A 26,345-nucleotide genomic window follows, 5' to 3' on the forward strand; every position below is an offset into this window, starting at 1 on the left:
ACTTCCTCAGACCAGCCTCCGGCGGCGGCGCAGAAGGAGAGCGAAGAAACCGAAGAGGAAGAGTACCATGCGGGCGGGCTCGGGGACGATGACGACAACACCGTAAGAGGAGAATGCAGAGGTGTCCCAGAAGAGGCCGCTGCCGAGAGTGGGCAGGACCAGATCGGAGGCGGAGCTGAAAGCACTGCTGCCTCCCGGTGTGCCGATGGTGCCCGCCGTGCCGGTGGAGACGGAGGACCAGTCGATCAGCTTGAAGATATCGCCCATACCCATGGTTGCGCCACCGGTTGTCTCGACCAGCACGGTGGGTGTGCCCCCCACGCTGGCGCCGAGGCTGAGTGTCTTGCCAGCGAGGCTGAGGGAGCTGTAGGTGCCGCTGACGGTGTTCCACTGCGTATAGATGGCGTCCGGCGTGCCGCCTAAGCCTGCAGTGGCGTGCAGCGCGAGGTAGCTGGAGGCCGAGCCTGCGGCATTCCAGCTGAAATCAAGGATGCCGGCATTGGTGCTGCTGGAAGTGATGCCAAACTGGATCTGAGATCCAGAATTGACCGTGAGCGCGCCATTGAGCGTGAGCTTGCCAGGGACTGTGCCGCCGGAATCTCCCGGCATGATCAAGCCTACGATGGTCGAACTGCTGCCCACAGTGACCGCACCGACGGTGCCAGTACCGGAGAGCGTGGGCGCGCTGAGCTGCGTGGCGGTGATAACGCTGCTGCTGCCGCCCACCACGCCGGAGACCGTGCCACCTGCGCTGCCGGTGCCGGCAACAGTGGTGGCAGAGAGGGCCGTGCTGCCCACGCCGGCAACGCCCACCTGGAGATTGCCACCGCTGACGGTGGTGGCTCCGGCGTAGGTATTGACGCCGGTGAGTGTCTGCTGACCGGTGCCGGTCTTGGTCAGAAGCAGATTACCTGTGCCAACGACGCCCGCCTTGGTGTCTGTGAGGATGCCGGCGTAGGTGGTGCTGGCATTGTCCGCGCCGATGGTGAGCGTGGCGGAGGTGCCGGACTGCGAGTTGGTGATCATGCCGCCGCTGGTGGCGGTGTCTCCCGACAGGGAGCCAAGAGTCTCGGTCTTGCCATTGGCATCAAACACCGCACCGGCAGCCACGGTGAGACCGGAGCTGTCTGGAATGACTCCCGAGCCGCCTAGCTGCAGGACGCCGCCGGAGACGCTGGTGGTGCCGCCATAAGTGTTTGAGGTGCTGCTCAGGATGAGCACGCCAGCGCCTGCCTTCGTCAGATTGGTGCCACCGGAGATCGCGCCGCTGATCGTGTCAGTCACAAGAGGACTCGTGACGGTAATGGTATGTGCACCGGCGGCCAGCGTCATGGCTCCGCTGAGAGTGAGGTTGTTGGCATTGGCCGTGACGCCTGTGCCGCCAAAGGTGAAGTCGCCACTCACGCTGGTGGCATTGCTGATGATGCGTGCGGATGAGCCAGCCAGGATGGTGGTACCGGAGCCGAGGGTGATGGTGCCCGAGCCGTAAGGGGTGGTGGCGGCGGAGTTGTCAAAGATGACAGTTCCCTGGCTGATATTGAGCCCGCCTGTCAGAGCATTGGCCGTGGAGCCAGTGAAGATGAGTGAGCCTGCGCCGCTCTTTTTGATGGTGCCGCCGCCCGTGGTATTGAGCGGGGCAGAGATGATCAGCCCTTCCGGTGAGAGGCCGTTGACGGTGATGACAGGCGCAGCATTGGTCAACACCAGCGCCGTGCCGCTGATGGTGGGCGTGGAAGCGAGGTTGTCATTTGTGACGGAGATGGCATTGGCAGCGCTCAGGTTAAGCAGCGTAGCAGTGGCTACGGTGGGATTGCTCGTGCCGCCGTTGTCATTGAAAGTGATGCTGGAGAGCGTGTTGCTCGTACCTGCCATGGTCAGATTAGCGGTTCCATTGAGCAGGACGGAAGCGGTCTGCGCAATCTGGCCGAGGGCAGACTCTGTAACGGTGCCGCCATTGTTGATAACCAGGCTGTAGCCGCTGGAGGTACCGCTGCCATTGGTGCCCGCACCTGCGGGAATGACCACGGTGCTGGTGCCGTTGGCGCTGGCGTTATTGAGCGTGAGCGTTCCCGCATTGACCACTGTGCCGCCTGTGTAAGTGTTGTTGCTGGTGCTGGTAATGGTGAGTCCGCCGCCGCCGTTTTTCACCAGCGCGACCTGGCTGCCGCTCACGCCTGCAGAGTAGGTGCCGTTGTCGCTGATGCTGAGACCGCTCGTGCCTGAAGCAAAGGTCATGGCACCGGTGTTGTTTACATACACGTCCAGCTCGGCCACCGTGCCGCCACCCGAGCCTGCGGTGAGCGCACCGTTCTGAAGCTGGGTCGTGCCAGCCGCCCCGGTGCTAGTGCGCATAAGGCCACCGGAGGTGATGGTCAGCGTACCAGCAGCAAGGTCGAGAGTCTGATGGCCAGCGGCAGCGCCGGTAAGCTGGAGAGTATTCACGGTGTTGCCACCTGCGGCAAGGGTGATGGTGGTGCCTGCGCCGCTGAACTGGTAATTTCCAGCCGAGGAAAGAGCGGTCTGTGTACCTGTGCCGCTGAGAACCGCATAGGCCGCTGCATTCAGCGCCGAGATACCCGCCGCAGCCAGTGTGGCATTGCCTGCGGTGCTAGTGGCGGAGGCTGTCTGAGAAATGGTGAAGCTGGTGGCGCTGGCGATGGCGGTGATGTAGCTGCCCGCCGGGATGGCCGTGCCGCTGATCTGCTGGCCCACGATCATATTCGCAGTAGTGCCTGAGGTCAGTGTGACCGTGGCACTATTGAAAGTGGTGGAGACTGTGCCGGTGAGTGTCTGCGCGGCGGCATTCACCGCCCAGTCATTGGCAGTGGCCGCCGTGGCTCCTGCGGTGGCCCAGCCACCGAGGAGGCCCGCGGGCAGCGTGCTGCCATTGAGCGTGTTCACAAAAATCTGCGCACTGCCAGGCAGCGTCTGGCCCAGCGCGGTGCCGTTAAAGATCACGGCAGCGCCTGTGCCAGCAGTGCGGGTCACGTTGTCGAGCGTCAGCGCGGCGGTGTTGTAAGTGGAGGCAGCAGGCGGCACGACAGTGACGGTGCTCATGCCCTGTGCAAGCGACACGCCCGTGCCGCTGCCCACGGTTTGCGTGGCGCTGGCCTGATTGGAACCGGTAAAGCTTAGCGTGCCGGAGTTGAGCACCACGGCGGCCGTGCTGGAGACTCGAGTGCTGCTGGAAGAGAGTCCATTGTTAACCAGCGAAAGTGTCGCTCCGCTGACATTGATGGTGCTGCTGGCGATGCTGCCACTGTCCTGCAGAATGAGCGTGCCGCCCTGCACGTTGGTGCTGCCAGTGTAGGTATTGGCGCTGGTGAGCGTGAGCGTGCCAGTGCCCGCCTTGTAGAGACTTATGGCATTGCCACCCGTGCCGCCGATCACTCCGGCAAAGGTGGTGCTGCTGGAACTGGAGATCATCAGGTTGGCCGAGGTGGCGCTAAGGATGGAGCCGCCGGTGCCGCCTACCGTATTCGTGCTGCTGAGCGCGCCGACCATCTGATTGCTGCCATTGAGATCGAGCGTGCCACCGTTTACGATGAGATTGTAAAGCGTGGCCGTGCCGATTGTCGGGGTGACGAGGAGAGTATTGGCCGCGCCGCTGTTCAGCTTGAGCGTACCGCCGTTGATGGTGGTGGGACCAGCGTAGTAGGCGGCGTTGTTGAGGATGAGCATGCCGCCGTCCGCCTTGACCAGACCACTGGTGTTGCCGAGGAGAAAGGCGTTTAGATTGAGCACGGCCGAGCCGGTAACGTGAATCTGAAACTGTGCATTGCCGGTGCTGGTGATGGAGCCTGCATTGAGGGTGTTTGTCCCTGCATAGATATCAAGAATGCCGCCTGTGTTGATGGTGAGTGCGGCGAGCGCGCCGGTGTTGGTGTACTTCTGCGCCACTCCGCTCTGGATGGCTTGGCCACCACCAGTTACATTGATGGCGAAGGCGGTGCTGAGCGTGAGGCTGTTGATGGAAGTCGCGGCACTGTAAGTTTGCGTACTGCTGAAGCTGCCATAGTTGATTGCCAGCCCGCTGGCCAGTGTGCTCACGATTTCCGTGGTTCCGCCCGTGCCGGTGCCCAGCGGGCGGAGGAATCCGGTGACACTGTCTTTGACGATGAAGCCCATGCCGGTGCCTGTGCCGGTGTCCACGATGATGTCGGAGCGAATGCTCATGTTGTTCGCGCCATTGGCTCCGCCGCCCTGCGTCACTCCTGCGACGGGAACTCCCGCCGTGCTGCCAAAGAGGCTGCCGGTGGTGATATTGGCAAAGCCTGCACCGCTTGCATTAGACGCGCCCTGGATGAGCAGACTGCCGCCGCTGTTGATGGCCTGCACGGTCAGCGCCGTGGCAGTAAGAAGTGTGCTGCCACCGGTGCCTGCGGCAAGCGTGATGACGCCGCCACCATTGGCAACGGTAAGCGTGGAGATTGTCTCGCTTACATTGGTGGAGGCAACGTTGCTGCCATTGAGGATGACGCTGCCGCCCTGGATGGCAACGGCCTTGCCGCCAAGGCGGTTGTTGAGCGCAGCGGTGGTGTTGTCCAGCGTGAGCGTGCTGGTGGAGTTGAGCGTGTCTGTGGCAAAGGTGATCAAGCCAGTGGCACCGGTGAGCTTGATGCCGCCTTGATTCAGCGTCAGCGTGCCGGTGGCGGTGCTCACATTGGTGAGGGTCATCGTTCCAGTGCCGAGTTTGACAAGGCCGAGCGAGGTGCCCTGAGCAAAGACACCGTCGAACTGATAATTGCCGCTCGCTCCATTCCCCAGCGTGAGGACAGCTGTGGTGGAGGAGGTGACAAGACCGGAGCCAGCCAGAGAGCCGATGGTGGTGGCATTGCCCACGAGATCGAGCGTGCCGCCTGCGCCCGTGGTGACTGCCCCGGCCACAGGCAGCGCATTGGCCGCGCCCATAAGCAGCAGGCCGCCACTGACGGTGGTGCCGCCGCCATAGCTGCTGCCACTGCTGCTGAGTTTCAAGATGCCATTACCCGCCTTGGTGAGTCCGGCTGTGCCTGTGACCGCGCCGCCGAGCGTGGAGGTGTTTTGCGGGCTGGTGACGGTGATGGTGCGTGTGGAGGAGCCGAGATTGATGAGACCGTTGAGCGTGACTCCGTTGACCGTGGCCGGGCCGCCAAAGGTGAAGTTTCCATTCACGGTCACGTAGTTGCTCACGGTCTGAACGGCGGTGCCGGACTGCAGCGTGGTGCCATCAGCGATGGTGAGCATGCCGATGCCGAGCGGGCCGGTATTTCCCTGGATGAGCGGCACGCCTGCAGTGGTGACGGAGCTGTTGGCAGCGAGAATGAGCGTGCCCGCATTGAGCTGCATGCCACCGGTGAAGGTATTGGCGCCGCTCAGCACGAGGGAACCTGAGCCCGCCTTGATCAAACCCGCTGCGCTGCCTGTGCCGCCAATCACATTCTGAATGACTCCAGTGATGCTGAGATCAATGGGCGAGAGGCCGGAGGTGGTGATGGTGCGGTTCTGGCCTGCGAGCTCCCAGATGCTGCCGATGGTGGGCGTGGCAGCCAGGTTGTCATTCACAGCGCTGATGGCATTGGTCGTGCCACTGAGAATGAAGGTGCCGCCGGTGATGTTGGTAGCCTGCGCGCCGCCGCTGCCATTGAAGGTGAGGCTGGCAAAAGTGTTGTTCGTGTTTACGAGCGTGAGCACGCCTGCATTGCCATTGAAGGTGACGTTGCTGGAGGAGGAGATCTGGCCGCCATTGCCGCTCTCCGTCACGCCGGCGTTGTTGAGCACTAGGTCCCCCGGCACCTGAATACCGCCCAGCGTGCCGCTGAGGGTGAGCGTGCCCTGATTCACCACTGTGGGGCCGGAGTAGGTGTTGGAATAGCCGCCGAGCGCCGGTGCACCGATGGTGGTGGCCACATTCGTTCCCGCAGTGACTCCCGTACCGCTGGTAATTGTGAAAGTGGTGGCGCTGTTGATGGCGGTGATGAAAGAGCCCGCAGGGATGTTAGAATTTCCAGTGACCGGCATGCCCACATAAAGTCCGGCAGTGCTGGAAACGGTGATGAGGGCGGAGCCCGCTGTGGTGCTGGCCTGCACGCCGGTGATGCTGCCGCTGGCAGCATAGAGAGCAGCTCCCACGGTGATGGGCTGCGAGGTGGCGGTGAGCAGCGCCGGAAGCGAGATAACAAAGCGCGTGGCGTCCGTGATGCTGCTGACGATTGTGCCCGGCGTGATGCCCGCGCCATTCACCGTCTGCCCCGGCACCAGGCCAGCAGTGCTGGGCACGGTGACGGTGGTGCTGGAAGCCAGCGTGGCCCCGCTGATGGTCATACCCAGCGGCTGCAGCGCAAAGTATTCATTGGCAGCACCAGTGGCGGTGGCGCTCTGGGAGAGGGTCACCACCGTGACACCCGTGCCCTGGCTGATGCCGGTGACGACCGCCCCCTGTGGAATACCATTCCCCACCACAAACTGCCCGGCAAAGAGGGTGGGCGTACCGAGAAGGGTAATGACATTGCTGCCTGCAGTGGTGCTGGCGGCCACAAATTGTGCGGCAGGCGCGGTGGCCGTGGTGGTGATGGTGGTGGCCGTGCCGCTGGCTGTGGCCGTGGCGGGCGCTGAGATGGTTATGGAAGTGGGGCTGTTGATCGCGGTGATAGTGGCTCCACCAGGGATGTTGGCATTGCCGGAGACGACCTCGCCGATGTAGAGACCGGAGGTGGAGGAAAGCGTCACGACACTGCTGCCTGCGGTCGTGCTGGCGAGGGTGCTTGTGGGGGTTGACGCAGAGATGCCCCCAAACAGCACGGTGGCCGCTGCGGTCGGCAGTGTCGTGAAGCTTCCATTCAGCGTGACCGTGTTTCCGGAGACGCTGGCCACGGTGGTGGCGGTGAGAGCGCCGCCACCGGCAGCCGCAGCGGCAAGACTGACGCTCATGCCAGGATAGATGACGCTGCCCGAGGGAACGGTGATGGTGTTGCTGGTGAAGTTTGAATTGGAGATGGTGAACACCTGCGAGGTGGGCAGGCTGAGCTGTGTCCCTGCGGCAGTGCTGCTGCCGGTGACCACATTGGCGCTGATGAGGTAATGTGTGGCATCCGCAATGCCGATGATGACCGAGCCCGCCGCCTGTCCTACACCTGCGCTGACCGTCTGGCCCACAGCCAACCCGGCTGTGCTCGGAACGGTGATGCTGTTGGATGAGGTGGTGGTGCTGGTGGTCCACACAGTGGGCAGCACGTTCAGCGTGGTGGTGCTGGAGCCGGTCTTGACCAGGGAGAGAAGATTGCTGTTGCTGTAATTGGTGATGGCACTGTTGATCGTGACTGTGGCGTTGGCGTAATTGTACAGCGTGGATGTGGAGTTGGTGGGAAGACCCGCGGTAAGGCGGCCACCCGCAATCACGCTGGCAGCGCCGTTGGTCAGCAGGCCGCCGGTGGCGATGTCCAGCATGTCTCCGAGGGAGTTTTGTGTGACAGTGGCCGCAGCAGAGAGACGGAGGGAGTTGATGGTACGGGAAGTCACCGCGCCCACGCTGGCCCCCACAGTGATATTGTCCGTGGCGGTGCCTGCGGTCAGCGCATTGGCGGAATACGCACCATAGGGATTGGTACTGTTCACAGAGAGGCCCAGAGCAGCCACGCCCTGCGCCCCCGTCACAGGATCAACCGTGGCACGATAGGTGGCGAAATCTGCACCGCCAACCACAGCCCAGCCGCCGATGATGCCATTGACCAGCGTGGGCGCAGAGGTGATGAGGATCTGCGGATTGTTCCCCGAACTGCCAGGGGCGAGGCCATTCACACCGGAGACAGGAGCCCCCAAGGTGCCGGCGCCCACGGTAAAGTTCACCGTAGCCGTGCCGCTCTGCACCAGGCTGGCCAGCGTGAGCACTGACGGCCCGCTGCCCACCGTGCTGCTGCCAAAGAGATTGCTGGTGATGGTGCTGGCTCCGGAGAGAAGGTTCACACTGCCTGCGATGTTGAGAGCATCTGCGCCCTGTTTGGCAGCAAAGGTGAGCGTGCCGCCAAGCATGTTGACGGCAGAAGCACCAGTGCGGGATGAGAGCGCTGAGAGGCCGCTGTTGTCCAATGTAAGGCTGGAGAAGTAAAGGCTGATCGCGCCGCCGCTGGTGATCGCACCGCTGTCCTTGAGCGTGAGCGTGCCACCGCGAATGGAGGTGAGCATGCCCGCATTGCGAGCATCCGTATTCGTCAGCACGAACGTGCTGGTGCCGGATTTATCGAGGGTGATGTTCCCCGCGATGGCACCTAGGAAGGTGGTGGTGGCTCCGGGATTGGTGAAAAAGGTGGTGGTGGCTCCGGTGTTGGTGAGCGTGCCGGCAGCGCCGGGCAGGATGTTGCCATTGGTCTGAGTCAATGCGGCCACCGCCTGGCTGCTGCCTTTGAGATCCACTGTGCCGCCGTTGAGGTTCAGAGCGGCCAGCGTGGCCACCGTGGCTGTGGGGATGACAAGGAGAGTGTTGGCACCAGCGCTGAGGTCGAGCTCTCCTCCGTTCACAAAGGTAGCCCCGGTCAGGTAGCTGGCTTTTTGCAGATTCAGCGTACCGCTGTCCGCCTTGACCAGCACACCTGTGCCAATAAGGTAGGAGTTCACATTGAGCGTGTCCAAGGTGTGGAAGATAAGCGCGGCGCTGCCCTGCGTGAGCGCACCGCCGGTGAAGCCCGCATTGCCCGTCCTGGCCAGCACTGCGCCGCTGGTGATCGTGAGCGTGTTGAGCGTGCCGGCCGCATTGAAGAGCGTGGTGCCGCTGGCGGCTCCGGTGGCGTAGTTCACCGATGCGCCGCCACCTGTGGATGTCACGCCGCCGCCGCTGTTCAGGAGAAGGGAGTTGATCGTGCTGGAGGCATACAGGTTCAGGTTTGCCGCCGTGAAGACATTGGAGGTAGCCGTGCCATTGGACGCGGTGAGGCCAGAGGCGGTGATGGCTGAAGGCGTGGCAGTACCGAGGTAGGTGCCCGTGGGAGTGAAACCGTCCGCTGCTGTGAGGATGCGCAGGCCATTGGCGTCTGATGTGACCAGCCCGGTGCCGGTGCTGTCCGTGGCGATGATGTCGGGACGGATGCCGTTGGTGAGATTGCCCGTGGTGGCTGTGATGTTCACACGCCCGGCACCGGCCGCCGCACCGCCGAGGATGCCGCTGGTGGTGATGGCGAGCGTGCCTGTGTTGGTGGCGCTCTGCGCGGTCAGCGTAGCAATCGTGATGGTGGTGCCAAACGCGCCCGTGCTCGGCGTGAGGTTGAGCGTGCTCTGGCCGGCCAGAAGAGTCACGGTGCCGAGAGCTTCGGTGAGGGTGGCGAGATTACTGCCGAGGTAGTTGAGCGTGCCCCCCTGGAAGCTGAGCGTGCGTCCTGTGCCGGAGACTGAGGTGGCACCACCGAGGCGGCTGCCAACGGCATTGGCGAGCACGCCGCTGTTGTCCAGCGTGAGGGTGCCGCCCTGCGACAGTGCCACAGTGGAGAATCCGCTTTTACCGCTCGCGCCGCTGTAGGTCACGGTGCCTGCGTTGACCGTCAGCGTACCGGTCACGCCGGCGCTGCTGTCTCCAGTCAACGCCCAGTTGCCGCTGCCGATCTTGGTCACATTGAGCACACCACCCGCCGTGCCGGAATTGAAATAGTCGCTGATAAAGGTACCCGCAAACGTGCCGCCGGTGCCGTCTCCGGTGACGAGCGTGCCCGCAGTGGTGACGTTGAAGTTTTTGATGATGGAACCCACCACGCCGGTGATGGTGCCCACCTGCAGATTCGTTTGGCCGCGCATGTCGAGCACGTTGCCGCTGAATCCGAGGTTGATGGTGCTGCCTGCATAGTTTGAGGAGGGGCCGAGCACGAGAGTACCGCTGCTGCCATTGGAGAAGCCGATGCTGTTGGTGACATAACTCACACCGCCAAGTTGCAGCACGCCGGAGCCTGCCTTGGTGATCGCGCCGCTGGAGACGATGTTACTGTTGATCGAGAGGCCCACCTGCCCGTTGCCATTCACGGAGGAATTGGCTACAGGATCGACAGTGATGGTGGCGCTGGAGGGCAGGCTGAGGAGGCCCACGATGGCGGGCACCATGCGCACATCGTCCAGATTGGTGGAGGTGATGCCGCCGGTCAGCGTGAGGGTTCCTGCACCGGTCTGCACCAGGGGGCCGTTGCCGCCATTGCTGCCGCCCTGGCTGTTAAAGACCAGATTGGCGATGGTTTCATTGAAGCCATTAAGCGTCCACTGCGCACCGCCGCGCACGGTCACAGCAGCGCTGTCAGCGATCTGCTGGGATGCGAGATTGACCACCTGCGCATTGGCAATGGCCATGGAGTCGGTGGCGTTGTTGTTGCCGCCGCTGATGACGAGATTGCCGGTGATGGCGTTGCCGGATCCTGAAAGGTTGGCCAGATTGACCACCATGGCATCCACGTAGGTGGTTCCGAGATAGGAGTTCGCACTTGCCAGCGTGATGGTCGGAGTGTTGGTGGCCTGGCTGAGGCCGGTGAGCACGAGATTGAGACCGCCAGACACGCCGTTGTCCGTGATGGCGGAGTTTACCGTGAGCGTGCTTGCGCCCACGTTGAGGAAGAGCTCGGACTGGCCCGTGCCTGCAGTGATCTGCCCGCGCACGCTGGTGCTGCCGATGCTGGTGGCGGCGTTGTTTGTACCGACGAGGAAGCCGCCGCTGCCAAGCGTGAGCGTGTCCGTGCCGGAGGTGAAGGAGAGTGCACGAGTGGTGCTGATGCCGTTCCAGGTGAGGGAGTTCACCACCGCGCCACCCAGCGGGATGGTGATGGCGGTGTCTCCAAAGCGGATGTTGCTGCTGCTGGTGGAGGCGGCAAAGCTGGTGGTCATCATCGCAGGAGTGAGGCCGCGAATACCAGTGACGGGATCATAGGTGGCAAACTCAGCATTGGCTGTGGTGCTGGCCACCGAGGAGTCAAGACCGATGGTGGTGGCCCAGCCGCCGATGATGCCATTGGTGAGCGTCGGCGCGGTGGTGAAGAGGATCTGAGGATTATCCCCCATGGTGCCGGTGCCAGCGTAAAAGACGAGCGTGGCCCCGGTGCTGCGGGAGAGGATGCTGCCGATGGTGAGCGTGGCGCTGCCGATACCCGCACCTGCGCCGGCCACGGAGCCCACATCCAGACGGATCTCGCTGCTGGAGCCCGCGAGTGCGAGCGTGCCGATGGAGGCCGTGCCATTGGTGCCGCTGCGGCTGGTCCATTGGAAGGCGCCGCCGTCGAGCGTGATCGGCACACTGGAGGGGAGGCGGTTGCTCATGGCCTGGATTCCGGTGTCATTCCACTGCAGCACGGCATTGCGCACGTAGATGGCGCTGGTGCCGGAGAGGCGGCCCTGATCTACGAGGGAGAGCAGATTCCCCTGCACCGTCGTGGTTCCGGCGTAGGTGTTGTTGTCGTGCAGCGTCAGCGCGGTGTTACCGGTCTTGACGAGATTGATGATGTGCGAGGCGTCTCCGGTGATCTGACCGGCCCAGTCGGTGGCGGTGGCGCCATTGGCCACGGTGAGCGTGGAGGTGGTGGTGGAGCTGTTGGTGATGATACCGCCTGTGCCTGGCAGGATGCCGATGCTGCTGAGCGCGCCAGTGGTCTGCGTGTTGCCATTGAGATCCAAGGCGCCGCCTGCATTCACGGTGAGCACGCTGGCATTCAGCGTGGAGGTGAGCGTGGCGATGGTGGGCGCGGTAGTGGCAAGGTAAAAGAGCGCATTCGTCGTGGTACTGGCGGGCGCGAGCTTGAGCGTGCCTAGATTGATGCGCGTCTGTCCAGTGTAGCTGTTTTGCGCAGCGCCGAGCACTACGGTGCCTTCGCCGCTTTTGGTCAGGCCACCGGTGGAAGGCACCACCACACCGCCCACGGCGGCATTAATGGTCAGCGTGGTGCCGCTGCCTGCGGTATAGATGAACATCTCCCGGCTGGTGGTGCCGTTGGCCGCATTGATGAAGCCGCCACCAACGCTGCCGATAGTGGCATTGACGGTGGCCAGAATGCCGCCGCTATCGAGGGTGACGTTTCGTCCAGAGGTGATCGTGAGCGTGGGATTCGCTGCTGTGCTGAAGGTCAGCGAATTGACCAGCGTGGTGGTGTAGGTGCTGGTGGCCGTGCCTGCAGTGAGCGGGGTGGTGGTGTTGAGCAGGATGTTGTTGTTGGCGGTGAACGTGGTGTCCATGTCAGCCGCCGCCATCGCACGAAGTCCGTTTGTGCCAGTGATGGCAAAGCTGGTGCCGGAACCGGAACTGCCGGTGTCGTCCACCACGATCCACGGAATGATGCCTGCGTTTTTGTTTCCTGCGGCCGCCGACTGACCAATGACGGTGGGCGCAGTGCCGAGCAAGACATTGGTCTTGCCGACGGTGAGCGCCGCCGCATTGCCAAGCCCCAGGCCACGGATGAGCAGGGTGCCAGTATTGGCCGTGCGAGTGATGGTTCCCGTGCTGGAGCTGCTGAGTTCCAGGGTGGAGGTGCCGTTCACATCCAGGGTGATCACACTAAAAGCGCCGTTGATGGTGATATTGTTGGCCCCGAGGGCTTCGTTTTGCGCAGTGATGCTTCCGGTAGTGGCGGAAAGCAGCAGCGTGCCGCCATTGAGCGTGATGGCGTGCGCGCCAAGGCGGTTTACCGAAGTGGCTCCAAGGCCGGTGTAGTCGAGCTGGAGTGTGTTGGTTGGATTGATGCCGGAGACCGGACCGGCGTTCACGTTTAGTGCGGTTGTTGCTGATCCCAGCACGATGGTGGAGCCTCCGGAGATGGCCACCTTGCCCAGCGCAACAGTGAGTCCGGTGAGCGTGGAAGCCGTGGTCACTCCAGTGAGGTTCAGCGTGTTGGAGCCCACCTTGGTCAGTAAAAAGGCACCATTGACCTGGCCGGAGAGCGTGATGTCTCCAAAGCTGGTGCTGCCGTAGCCGCTGGTGGCATTGATGTAGCTGGTGCCAATGCTGGACGCTGCACCGAGGGTGACGGTGCCCGCGTATCCTGCACCGGAGGTGGCGGTATTAATTAGAGCCCCGAGGGAGCTGGTGGTGCCCGTGCCGGTGATGGCACCACTGCCGCCGTAGCCTGTTCCGGAGATGCTGAGCGGGTTGGTGTTGGTCACGGAGATGCCATTAAGGTCCAGCACCGAACCGCTGGCGATGGTGACGGCATTAGCCGCAGCGCCGAACGCGCCGGCATTACCAAGCTTGAGCGTGCCGAGGGCTACAGAGGTGTTGAAGACCTGCGTGCCGTTGCCGGCATTGAGCAGCAGCGTGTTGGTGCCCTGCTTGGTCAGTGTGATGCCGCTCCCGCCGATGATGGAGTTGAGCGTAAGATTTCCGTAACCACCCACGCTGGAGCTGGAGCCAAGCGTAAGCGTGCCACTGAGGCTGGCGGCTGTGGAAGTGCTGTTCCACAGCGCACCGCTGGAACCTGCGGCAAGGATGGCGGTGGGTGTAGCGGAGGCGGAGGGAATGAGCGCGCCGAGGCCATTGATAGTGATGTTTCCTGCCACATTCGTCTGTCCATTGAGGTCCACTGCACCGGAGGCATTAAAATAATAGGTTCCCGCTGCTGTGGAGGTCGCGGCCTGCGACAGCGTAAGCGTCGTCCCGCTGATGGCTGTGATATATGTGCCCGCCGGGATGCCCGTGCCGCTCACTGCCATGCCCGCCAGCAGCGAAAGCGTGCCGCTGGTGTCCGCACCCGCGAGCACGAGCGTGTTGGCCCCTGCAGTCAGAGTCGGCAGGCTGGTGGTGCTGGAGTTCACATTTCGCACAAGTGTGCCGCCAAGAGAAGCTGTGCTGCCGCTGCTGAGAGCTCCAGCATTTCCCAGCTGAAGATAGCCTCCCTGGATCACAAGGTCGCCGGTGAAGCTGCTGGTGTTGTTGCCTGCAAGGATGAGCATGCCGGTGCCCGCTTTGTAAAGGGCATTGGCCGTGCCGCCGCCGGTTTGTGTCACCGCACCGATAAGGTCGAGCACGCCCGCCGCCTGCGTGGCCGTGGTGGTGGTGGCGATGATGGCCCCATTGCCGATCGTTGTCGTACCGCCAACACCGACCCAGCCTGCACCGTAGATGCCGGTGGTGCCGTCCACAATGTTGAGCACCGCCCCTGCCCCTATAGCCATCGCTGTGCCGGTGGATGGCGCGATCACCACTCCCAGCGGCGTGCCCAGAGTGTCGATAGTGGCAGATGCGCCCGCAGCGAGCGTGTAGTTGTTGTTGATGATGGCGGCATAGTTGTAGCCGTTGGCCGCAGTGGGTGCACCGCTGGTGAGAAAGAGCTTGCTGGAGGGGATGGCCTGGAAGCCGCCGCCCACCGCTCCCGCGACGGTGCTGGGCGTTCCGTTGCCAGCTGTGTCCGGGCCGGCATAGAGCAGGCGGTAGGAGCCGGAGTTGGTGGCATTGTAAGCGGTGTAGGAGATGGTGTGATATCCGGCTGTGAGGTTGATCTGCCCGGTGCCGGTTCCTTCAGTGAGACCTGGGTGTGGGCCTTGGTCATTGATGAGCACCTGCCCGTCAATATAGAGCACACCTGCATCATCGGTGGCGCTGCGGAAGGTGTACACGCCGTCATTGGTGATCTGGATCAGCCCCTGCAATGTAGTGATGCCATTCGTATAGCTGGCAGAGGTGGAGGCGGCGCGGTTGTTCATGCCTGCATCGTTGATCAGGGAGACGGTGCCCGTGCCGCTGGCCCCGATGCCAGCCACGTTCACACTAGTGACACCCTGCGCCGCAGCAAGGCTGCTGAAACTGGCATTGAGCCCGCCTGCGATGTAGCCCGCTGGCAGCGATGAGGCCACCGCCGGCTGCACCAGCAGCGGGTAGTAGTTGCTGCCGTTGTAGGTGGAGAGTTCGATTGGATTAGAGGCCAGCGTGGTCGTGGCGCCGATGGTGGTGGCGTCCGGGAAGTAGAGCGCGCCCAGGCCGATATTCACCGGCTTCTGCCCTGCGGTGTAGGAGTAGATGTAGGCAGTCATGCCCGCTGGCACATTGATCTGTGCCTTACCGGTGGTGTCGGTAAGGTTTTGAATAATGAGAGAGTAAGCATTGGATGCGCCCAGATTCAGCACCTGCGTTCCGGTCATGGTGAGCTGCGGGATCTTGATGGCGTTGGCGGTGCCATTTCCAGAGACGGCAACGCCCACGCTGGCGGCATTTCCCACAAAGAGGTTCGCGTAATTAGCCGCAGGGTCGATGGTGATGGATAGGCCCTGGTAGGTGATGAGGCCACCGTTGCCGAGACCATTGTTTTCCAAAGCGAGCGTGCCCGCACTGCCCAACGTGATGCTGCCGCCATTGAGCAGCGGCTGTGCCACTCCGCCCGTAGCTCCGCCGAGCACGAGCACACCGCCATTCACTGTCACGGATCCGGCAAAGGTGTTGTTGTTTGTGAGTGCGAGCGTGCCGAGGCCGGTCTTGATCAGGCCCGAAGAGCCGTCCGTGCCAGAGATGATGCCTCCCAGCGTGAGAAAGGCTCCAGGCACATCCACATTCACCGTGGTGCTGCCGGTTTTCAGCGTAAGCGCACCACTGAGCGTGAGACCGTTGGGCCCTTTGTAGCTGAGGTCATTGCCGCCGAGGGCGAGGGCATTGGCGATGACGTTGGTGGCGGCCGTGGAGGTCAGATATGTGCCGCCGCCGATGGCGAAGGTCCCGGTACCGAGCGGGCCGCTGAGCACCGTGCCGCCTGCTGTGGCTGTGCTGCTGGCAGCAATGGCGATGCCGCCCGCTGCGAGGCTAACCCCACCGTCAAAGGTGCTCGACCCACTGAGCTGCAACAGGCCATTCCCGGTCTTGCTAAGGCCCACGCCCGTGCCCGTGGTGCCGATGCCAACAATAGGCGAGCTGATGTTCAAAGAAGCCGTGAGCTGCGTGAAGCTGCTGCCTGCGATCTGAAGCGGATTAACCAGAATCGTATTGGTGCCGGTGGAGAGTCCGAGTGAGGCCACGCTGATGGTGGAGACGTTGGCTGGATTGATCGAACTGGCGGTGATGGGAGTTGAGCTGGTGAGATTCAGCACGCTGGCAGGCGTGGTCGCCGCAGTAGTGACGGTGGGAGAGCCTTCACCGCCGTTGTTGTTAAACACGAGGCTGTTAAGCGTCTGCGTGCCTGCTAGGTTGACAGTAGACCTGCCTACGACGGTGATCGTATTGCTGGGATCAATCTGCCCGCCGATGCCGGTGGCGTTTCCACCGATGCCACTGACACCGACGTTGAGCGTGGTGGGATTCACGCCCGTGGTCGAGCCAATGAGGGTGATACCACCAGCAGGCAGCACAAGGGTGCCCGGGATGGCGGCAGAGAGATTGACGGTTCCGCCATTAATAACGGTGCCGCCGGTGTAGGTGTTGGCAGCAGTCAGTGTGAGGACTCCGGTGCCGGACTTGTTGAGGCGCGTGAGATTGCCGAGGCCGTTGTCAGCGATGACCGAATTAATGACCATGTCCGCCGTGAACGTGAGCGCCTGCCCCCCTGTGGTGGTAGTTGCATTGTAGTTGATGGTGAATTGCGTAGTGCTGAGCACCTGTGTGACATACGCGCCCGCCGGGATGCCCGTGCCGCTGACGGCCATGCCGGGGAAGAGGCCTGTGGTGGTAGTGACGGAGACCACGTTGCTATTGAGCACCGTCCCCGTCGAAGCCACACCGGTGGCGGTAGCGGTGTTGCCGGTGTTGTAAATCATGAGCTGCGTCGTGCCGCTGGTGGCGCTGCCACCGGCGGTGAGAATACCACGCACAGCGGTGGTGCCGATGATGGAGGAGCCAGTGGTGGTGTTTCCATGCATGAGGCCTCCCATGGCGATGTTGAGCACATCTCCCGCGCTGGTGAAGGCGATGTCGTTTTCCGAGGTGCCTGCCAGGCGCAGGTAGTCGGTGGTGGCTCCGCCGGAGGGGAGCACGAGCACCTGGTTGATGCCGGTGATGCCGTTGAGCACGTTGGTGACATTCCCCGCACCGAATCCATTGAGTGTGCCGCCGGAGTAGGTATTCGTCACGTTCACTCCTGCCACCGCCGTGGAGGTAGTGACGGTGCCGCCGGACATATAGCCGCCTGCATAGCCCTGGTAGCCCACCGTGCCGACGGAGCCGATGCCGAGCGTGGGATTGTAACCTGCCCAAGTGTCGCCATTGGCGATCGCCCACGCGCCGATGACGCCGGTGGCGGTGCTGTAACCTAGCGTAGAGGCATCGGTGACAAGGATTCGTGGATTGCCCCCTTCACTGCCGAGCACGCTGCCGGTGAAGTTGATCAACGCATCAGGTGCGTGCGAGATGCTGGCAAAGTTGAGGTCGGCATTGGAGTAGGTTCCCGTGCCGCCAGCAGCAGCGTTGATGGTGCTAAGACCGGAGGCGGCGGTGAGCGCGCCGAGAGACTCAGTGGTGTAGGTGTTGGCCCGGCCGCTGAGGGACACGGTGCCAGAGTTCAGCGTGATGGGCGCGGCATCATTGATGCGATCATTGTTATTGGTGAAGAGGTCGGTGTTGTTGTTGAGGTTGAGGTTGCCATAGCTCACGGTGATGGCGGAGGTATTGGTCAGCGCGCCATTGTCCATCAGGGTGATGGCACCGCCAAGAATGTAGGTGGAGCCAAAGTAGGTGTTGGCGGACAGGACGTTGGTGGTGGCGCCGCTGGCGCGCACAAAGGTGATGGGATTGCTACTGTCTCCTGCGATGCTGCCAGCCCACACGCCGGTGGTGCCGAGACTGACCAGCAGCGATGCGCCGCCGGTACTGGTGATGGTGCCGCCAGCGCCGGGCACCGAGCCGCCATTGCTAGTCAGATTGCCCACATACTGCACGGTTCCATTGAGGTCGAGCGTAGCACCGTAGTTCACTGTCAGCGCGCCGCCGTTATCAAAGAGGGTGTTGTTTCCAGCAGAGAGCGTGGTGGTGCCACCATTGAGCACAGTGGCTCCGGTATAGAACTGACGTGCGGTGATGTTGAGGTTTCCAGAGAGCCCCTTGGTCAGGCCACCTGTAGCCACGCTGGCCACAGGTGCGGTGGTGTTGGAGTAAAACAGCGTGCCCGCGCTGTTTTGATTGTTCAGCAGCGTGCCGACCAGCGTGCCGCCGAAATTGAGGGTGGAGCCTGCGGCGATCTGCAGGATGCCCTCCGTGCCTGTGGCGGACGGCGCGGTGGTGGTGATGATGCCCGCGAGCGGCGCAAGCACAATGCGCGTGGCATTGAGCGTGTTTGCCCCCCCATTGACCAAGATGCCGCCGCTGGCCAGCGTGAGGGAAAGATCAGAACCCGTCGCCCCGCCGAGAGTGATGCCGCTGCCGCTGATGGAGAGGGCGCTGATGATGCGACCGCCCGGCGCTGCGCCCGCACTCCACAGCGCATTGGTCGTGGTGCCAGTGACCTGCATCGCGATGGTGGGGTTGGCGAGCAGGCTTGTCAGCGTGACGTCCGCCGAGCTGTTGTAGTTGGAGAAAGTGGTGAGGCCGTTGCTGCCGAGCGCTGCCCACGCGGTGCCGCCGATGGTGATACGAGGCAGCAGCGCATTGGCCACAACTGAGGTGGAGCCAAACGAGGGCACGCCAACGGTGATGGCTGCGGAGCTGGTCACACCACTGGCGGCAACTGCCTGGCTGAGAGTCAGAGTCGTGCTGGTGAAACTGGAGACCGTCGTGCCATTCAGAATGCCCGGGCCGGTGACGGCCATGCCAGTGGCCACGCCAGCGGTGGAAGCAAAGCTGAGAGTGGTACCGGTGACGGTGGCGGCGCTGGTGCTCAGCAGGCTGCCAAAGCTGACCTGACTGGTGCTGGTGCCGAGAGAGACATTGCTCTGCACATCCATGGTGCTTCCGGCGTTTGCAGAGAGAGAGGCAAAGTTGAGCTTGGTGGTGCCGCCGTTGCTGGTGAATCCGAGCGTGGACTGGCCGCTGGAACCGAGGGTGAAAGTGCCAGCGCCGCCGGCAGTGCCTTCTGTGGCACCTGCGCTGCCACCGATAAAGTTGAACGTGCCGCCTGCGAGCGTGAGCGGCTTGTTGGCAAGGCGGTTGGCCAGGGAGTTGGTGCTGTTGTCCAGCGTGAGCGTGGCGGTGGGATTGACGGTGATGGCAGAAGTGGCGGTGAGGGAGCCCGCCGTGCCACTGATGACGGTGGTGCCCGCATTCATCGTGGTGGCTCCGGTATAGGTGTTGGCGGCGGTGAGCGTGAGCGTGCCCGTGCCGGAGTAGGTCAGCGCATTGGCCCCGGTGCCTGCCGCGTACACGCCACTGATGAGAGTATTGCCAGTACCCGCAAGGGTGAAGGTGGATGCGGCGGTGTTGCTGACGCCGCCGGAAAAAGTAAGCGAGGCGCCGGAACTGCTGTCGATGTTGTTGGTAAGCAGCCTGCTGGCAGACATGCCAGTTACCCCGGAGATTTCAATGGATTTGGATCCGGAAATGATGCTGGCGGAGGTGCTGATGGTGACCGGATTGGCTATGGCATTCGTTCCCGTGAGCGCGCTGGTGGACGCGCTGAGCACGCCGCCGCCAAGAGTCAGCGTGCCTGATGTCGCACCAAAGGCGTTCCTGGCATTGGCGATGACATTTCCCTGAGTAAGAGTGACACCGCCAGTGTTCAGGCTGGTGGCATTAAAGGTGACGGTGCCGAGAGTGTTGATGGTAAGGGCGCTGGTGAAAGCGGCGGGCAGCGCAGTATTGAAGGTGGTGCTGCCCGTACCTCCCAGAGCGAGAGTATTGGATGAGGAGCCTGTGTAGGCGATGGGGCCGCCAAACGTCAGAACGGCTCCCGGCATGAGGTTATTGGTGAGAGTTGAGGCTGCGCCAAAGCTCCAGTTGGTGGTGCCGTTGAAGGTGACGGAGTAGTTGCCGTTTACAGTGGCGGTGAGACCGGAGGAGTTGCTCAACGCCACGGTGGCGTTGATGGTGGTGCCGTTTGGATTAAGGGAGAATATGCCGCCCGTGCCACCGATGGTGAGCAGAGTGCCGGAGCTCATGCCAAGCGGGTTGGCGCTGCTGGCGGAGATTGTGTCCACCCCGGCAGGCAGACCGAGGAATCCGTCCGAGATGGACACACCACCGGTGAAGGTGTTGGCCCCGGTGAGAATCCACACGCCTGCATTTCCCTTGGAAACGGTGAGCGCGCCGCCGTTGTCTGCCAGCACGGCGGAGACGGTGTTGGCGTCGCGGCTTTCACCGGTGAGCGTCAAAGTCTTGGCACCAACGCCCTGGGTGACGATCTTGGTGAGCACGAGGGCGCCGCTGCCGCTGGCATCGATGGTGTTGGTGCTGCCGGTACCGGTGGTGGTGTTGAGATTGATCGTGCGGGTGACGGTTTCTCCCGTGCCGGTGTAGAGAAGGTAGCCGCCGGCGGTGGCGCCGTTGCCAAGCGTGAGCTGCCCGGTGGAGTCGCCAAAGGAGCTGCTAGCGCCGCCGGAACCGATGGACTGCACGGCAAGGGCACCAGCACCTGTAAGTGTGGTGTTGCCAGAGTAGGTGTTGGCACCGTTGATCAGGAGCATCGTGCCGCCAGGCACGGTGTATGTGAGGGAACTGCCCGCCGCGCCGCTGATCGCACCGGCAAGAGTGTAGATGTCAGCCGCTGTGATGGAGCTGTCTGTGACGGTGATGGCGCGTGCTCCGCCATTGAGGTCGATGGGATTGAGCACGGTGGTGTCGGAGAGTGCGGTAGAGGAGCCCAGCATGAAAGTGCCGCTGGTAAAGCCGCCACTGCCAAAGGTGAGGGTAGCGAGGTTGGCAGTGTTTACGGGATCCTTGATGGCCACCACGAGGGAAGATCCGGAGGCGGCAAACCCTCCGCTGCTGGTCCACTGCACCTGCCCTGCCCCGGTGCCAAGCACGCGGGAAAAGGTGCCCGAACTCTCCAGTACACCACCAGCCAGCACGAGATTGCTGTTGGCGGAGAGGCTGCTGATGTTTCCAAAACTGAGCACCGTGCCACGGGCCACCGTGCTGCTGCTGCTGAGGCGGATCTGCAAGGGGCCGAGGATGCTGGCAATGGTGGTGCCTGGGGCGATGCCCGCGCCCGTGACCGCCTGCCCTACTACAAGGCCGTTGGTGCTGGCGAGATCGATCACCGTGGAACCAACAACGGCCGAGGTGGTGGTGGCGCTGCTGGTGGTGGAGCCCGCATCTTGCGCACGCAGCACGCCTGCTGAGATGGTGGTGGCGCCGCCATAGGTGTTGTTCACATTTCCCAGGATCCAGGTGCCGGTGCCGGTCTTGGTTACGCTGAGCAGACCACCGTCCACGGTGTTATTGATGAGCTGGAGGTCGATCTCATTGTCACCAGCGGAGGTGCCGGTAAGCGTGAGTGTGCGGGCACCGGTTCCTGAGAATGCGACGGGCGCGGTGTTGGTAAACCACACAGCGGCGTTATTAGAGGCGCCGGAGCCCACGGCCGCATTGCCAAAGCCGCCGGAGGAGTCGATCGTGCCGCCGCCCGCGAGGGTGAAGAGGCGGTTTGTCTGCACCGAGGGGGACTGCACCATGGTGAGGAAAGAGCTGTTGTTTTGAGCGATGTATTGCAGCGTGCCTGTAGTGCCAGAGCCGCCGAGCACGAGACTGGCGGCATTTCCCTGTGCGCTGCCTGTGCCGATGCCGCTGACGCTGCCGTAGTTTGCCATCAGCGTAACGCCGAGCGTGCCCGAAACGATGGAAGTGACACCGCTGTACGTGTTGTAACCGATGGTGCCAAGAGTCTGGCCATTGGCGCTGGCGCTGGATACAGCTGCATTGAGCGGATTAAAAAATTCCGTACCTGTGCCGTTTTTGGTCACATTGAGCACGCCCGAGCCGTCCTGCAGCAGGCCGGAGAAAGTGGAGGTGCCGGTGGAGGTGCTGCTGCCAATGCTGAGCGTGGCCGCCGCAGCGGTGCCGCCGCCGCTATTGGTCACAGTGCCCGCACCGGTGAGCAGGCCGATGGTGGTAAGCCCGCCCGCGCCCGCACCATTGAGGTCGAGCGTGGAACCCTGGCGCACAGCGGTAACGTTTCCCGCGGTGGTGATGATGCCGAGCGTGGCCGCAGCGCCAGAGAGCTGCAGGGTGCCCATGTCAATGGTCACATTTCCCGTGAAGGTGTTGGCCCCAGAGATGATGAGGGTGCCGGGTCCTGCCTTGGTCAGCGAGCCGGCGGCGCTGCTGATGGGCGCGCTGATGGTCAGGGTGTTGCTGGTGCTGCTGCCGCCGGTGTAAACGATGACTTCAGTAGCAGCTGCGCCGAGGGTGTTGGCGGCGGCGGTGGAGCCAATGGTGGCGGAGCCGCTGGAGTTGTCGAACAACACCGCGCCCGTGGTGGCGGAAGTCCCCAGCGTGAGTGTGCCGCCGAGTGTGATGGAGGCGCTGCCGCTGACCTTCAGAGCGCTGACGGTCTGCCCGGCTGTGGTGGCGACGCTGCCGCCATTCTGCCAGTAGGCAGCGGTGGCGGTGGCACCAGATGCGGGCAGGCCGCTGGTGTAGGAGGCATACGGCGCCACCACATACGGCCCAGTGCCGGTGACGGTGGCAAAGTCCACCGCGCCGCTGGCTGGATTGGTATAGTAGGCAATGCCACGCGTGGCCGTGCCGAGGCCGATGATGCCATTGAGCAATGTGGGACTGGTGGTGAACTGGATGGTGGTGCCTGCGCCAGGACTGAAATTGAGCACGGTGCCAGCTCCGCGTGTGGTGTTGATGGGCGTGGAGTTGCCAAAGATGAGCGTGGGCGTGCCGCCATTGGCCAGGGTGCTGATGTTGGCCTGCCCGTTGCTGAGAGTGATCTGCCCCACTGTCATGCTGACTGCACCCACGCTGGCGGAACCCAGCATCTGAAAGGTGCCGCCAGCGTAGCCGTTTCCGGTGAGCACATCCGTGGAGAAAGTGAGTGCATTGGCGCTGGTGAGCGGTGCGGAGCCCGCGCCAGTGGCAGCGGTGGGCTGCACCTGCAGCGTGCCGCCCGCGACAGTGACGCCCCCAGAGAAAGCCTGCGCCACACCGGTGGCTCCCAGGCTGCCAAAGTAGAGCGTGGTCCCTGCGGCGATGGGAGTGAGGGCGCCGATGCTGTTGTTAAACACCACGTTATTGCCGTAAATAGCAGTAATAACGGTGCCAGCCGGCACATTGGCTCCAGCCACGCTCTGGCCCACCACCAGACCGCTGGTGCTGGTGAGAGTGACCACATTGGTATTGGACGCCCCATTGAATGTGAGCGCTGTGCCAGAGGCAATGGTGGTAGTAGAGGTGGTATATGTGGCGGCGCTGAGGGTGATGGTGTTGGTAGCGCTGTTGATGGCGGTGATGATGGTGCCAGCAGGGATCAAACTGCTACCGGTGACGACCATTCCCACAGTCAGTCCCGCTGTGCTGGCGAGCGTGATGGCGCTTGCCCCAGAAGCGGTGGCCGTGGTGGTGGCGACAGTAGGAATGGTGGCCACCGAGGAGGCCTCCCCGCCAAACACGATGGAGGCGGAGCTGGCCACAGCACCAGAAACTGGCGTGCTGAGCGTGACGGTGGTGCCGGTAAGCGCGCTGATATAAGATCCTGCGGCGATGTTGGTGCCATAAACCAGCTGCCCCACCGCGAGGCCGCTGGTGCTTGCAAAGTTCAGCACGGTGCCGCTGGCTGTGGAGGAACTGGTGCTGAGCGTGTTTCCGGCAGCGACGCTGGCAGACACATACGACGAAGCTGTGGGCGCGTACAGCCAGGTGCCGCTGCCACCTTTGAGCAGCGAGGTCCTGTTGGCCGCCAGAGTGAGGTTGTCCGTGATCAAACCGGTGATCTGGTTCACCACAGCCGTGCCTGTGGTGTTATTGTAGCCTTCGAGGTAGAGCGTCTTGGCGCCTGCGCCGGTAGCGGCGATGCTGCTTGTGAGCACGAGCCCAGTGGCGGAGGTGTTTGCAGAATTCTGCTGTTGATTGGCAAAGATGACGCCACCACCCGTGGTGCCGCCTAGCACCACCGCTTTATTGGAGGTCTCTCCCACGCCTGCGGCGGCAGAGCCCACGTAGTTGAGAATGGAATTCGTGCTAGTCGTGCCCAGGATGAGGCCGCCGCTGCCGGTGGCAGTGGTGGTGTTCACATTGAAGGCGCTGAGCGCACTGGCGATGACGCTGCCGTTGGTGATGGTGAAGCTGCCCAAGTTGGTGGAGGCGGTGCCCTGGATGCCCAACGATCCCGCACCCGACTTCACCCACAGGTGGTCCACCGTTCCGGCGGAGCTGAGAAGGTTCCCAGTGAGCAGCACTTCGCCATTGGCCGTAATGGTGTAGGTCCGCGTAGCACTGAGGTCCACCGAGTTGAAGCTGCTGTTGAGCGTGAGCAGGCCGTTGAGACTGCTGGCGTAGCTGTGGTTGTTGCCCACAGCGGCGCTGCTGGAGGTCTGCGCAGTGTAGCCATAGGTGATGATGTTGCCCGCACCAATAGTCACGCCATAACCGTCGTTGCCATTGAAGGTAGTGCTGTAGCTGACATTGGCGCTGGCCTGGCTCTCATTCCAGCCAGGGGAAACCACGCCATTGACCACCGCGCCACCGATGACGAGCGTCTGATTGATCCCCACGCCGCCGACGGAACGAGCTGCGGTGATGGAGGAGCCTGTGGAGTTGTAGGCGATGGTCTTCTTGGAGAAGTCTGTGTTGCCGGGATCCACGCGGAACTCATAGGCGCCGGCATAGGACTGCAGTGAGCCGTTGTCCACTCCCACACCAAGGCTGCCCGGGGATGTGACTCGCATGAAGGCACCCGTCACCTTCACCTGACCGAGGTAGTTATTGTACGGGTTTCCTAGCGTCACCTGGCCGAGCAGGCCGCCGCCGCTCCAACGGTAGAAGGACACGTTGCCCACTGAGCCGCCTGTCATGAAGCCGTTGATGAGGAAGTTGCCATAGCCGTTTGCCATAAGATACTGAGTACCTGTGGAGTTGAGGGTGGCCGTGCTGGCAAAGGTCATGGTGCCCGCTATGGAACCGACACGTGTCTCGTTGTTCTGAGCGGAGGTGAGGATGCCGGTGTAGGTATTGTTGCCGATGTTGACGAGTGAGTAGCCGGCGCTGTTGCTGGCACCGCTGATGCCATAGCCGCTGAGACCGAGGTTGCGCGTAAAGGTGATGCCGCTGGCACCGCCCTGCACCACCAGTGCTCCGCCACCCTGCCCACCCGCTATGCCACCAACGTTCACCGTGGTGGTGGAGGCGCCGAGCTGCGCCACGTCTGTGATGACAAGCGTGCCGCCCAGGATGTTGGTAAAGCCGGTGTAATTGTTGCTGCTGTTGGTGAGGTAGAGCACACTGCCGCCGCTGAGAGTCAGCGAGCCGCTTCCGGAGATCTGGCCGCCAAAGGAGTTCCACATGCCGTAGCCGGAGACGTTGGTGGCCTGTGAGTAGCCGCCGGGCTGGCCGGTGTATGCCCCGCCGAGGGTGAGCACAGAGCTGCCGCTCAGCAGCACATTGCCGCCCAGCGTGCCGCCGCCAGAAAGGCTGGCGACAGACTGATTAAAACCATTGAGATCGAAGACCGCGCCGGTGGTGCTTGCCAGCGAGAGACTGGAGCTGGTGCTGAATGCGTAGGCACCGCCCATTTTCAGAGTGCCCGCCAGCACCTGCGTGGCTCCGCTGTAGCTGCTGGTGCCGGAGAGCGTGACGATGCCTGATCCGCTGCTGTTGATCTTGAGCCCGCCCGCTCCGGCCATGCCTGCAGCGAGAGTGATGCCGCCTGTGGAGCCTGAGCCCAAAGTGAGAAAACCCGCTGTGCTTTTGGTGACACGACCGCCGAGTGTGAGCAGACCAGGAGAGCTGTTGGCAAAGGTCATGTCCGCCGTGACGAGCAGGCTGAGGTTGGAGTTTCCCACGCTTATGGAACCGCTCCCCGCCCCCACAGAGATGCCGGAGGTGGTAAGCGTGAGCACCTGCCCCGGGGTGCTGCTGCCGAGGCTGTACCCAGGCACATCAAAAACCAGGCCGGCAGCGCTGAGGCCGGTGCCGAGGGTGATGCCACCTCCCGCACCTGCAAACTCGGCGGTGCTCGTGCCGTCATTCACCCATGCGGCATCCGCGCCGCTGCCGAGCCAATTGGAAGAGAGTGTGTCCCACGATCCTGCTCCTCCACTACCGCTCTGATCCTGCACAGGATCCCACACGAATGTGGCGGCACTGAGTGGAACAGGCAGTGTGACCAGCGGCATGAGCAGGCATAAACATAAACCAGTGATGCGCGTGAGGGTTGTCGTTTTTTTGGGCGTGGCAGGTCTCATATTTTAAAACTAAAAAAAGGTCAGCCGCGTGCGATGCCGTGCGGTCTCGCGCGTGTGTTTGGACTCACCCTGCGCTGGTGGTTATGCTTTCCCCTCACCACGGTTTCCGTGGTGAGGCTGCTCACTGAAAAGAGGCCTGAAGCAGCTTTTCCCCGCTTCATGACTGCGATGAG

General features: G+C 62.7%; 1 protein-coding gene. It reads right to left on the minus strand.

The window, feature by feature from the left end; genetic code table 11:
• Nucleotides 1–6: 6 nt before the first annotated feature.
• Nucleotides 7–26,103, minus strand: coding sequence for an autotransporter-associated beta strand repeat-containing protein (locus HNQ65_RS03855; protein ID WP_184338147.1), 26,097 nt, complete (start codon nt 26,101–26,103; stop codon nt 7–9).
• Nucleotides 26,104–26,345: the final 242 nt, after the last annotated feature.

It is taken from the genome of Prosthecobacter vanneervenii (assembly GCF_014203095.1).
GTDB classification, from domain to species: domain Bacteria; phylum Verrucomicrobiota; class Verrucomicrobiia; order Verrucomicrobiales; family Verrucomicrobiaceae; genus Prosthecobacter; species Prosthecobacter vanneervenii.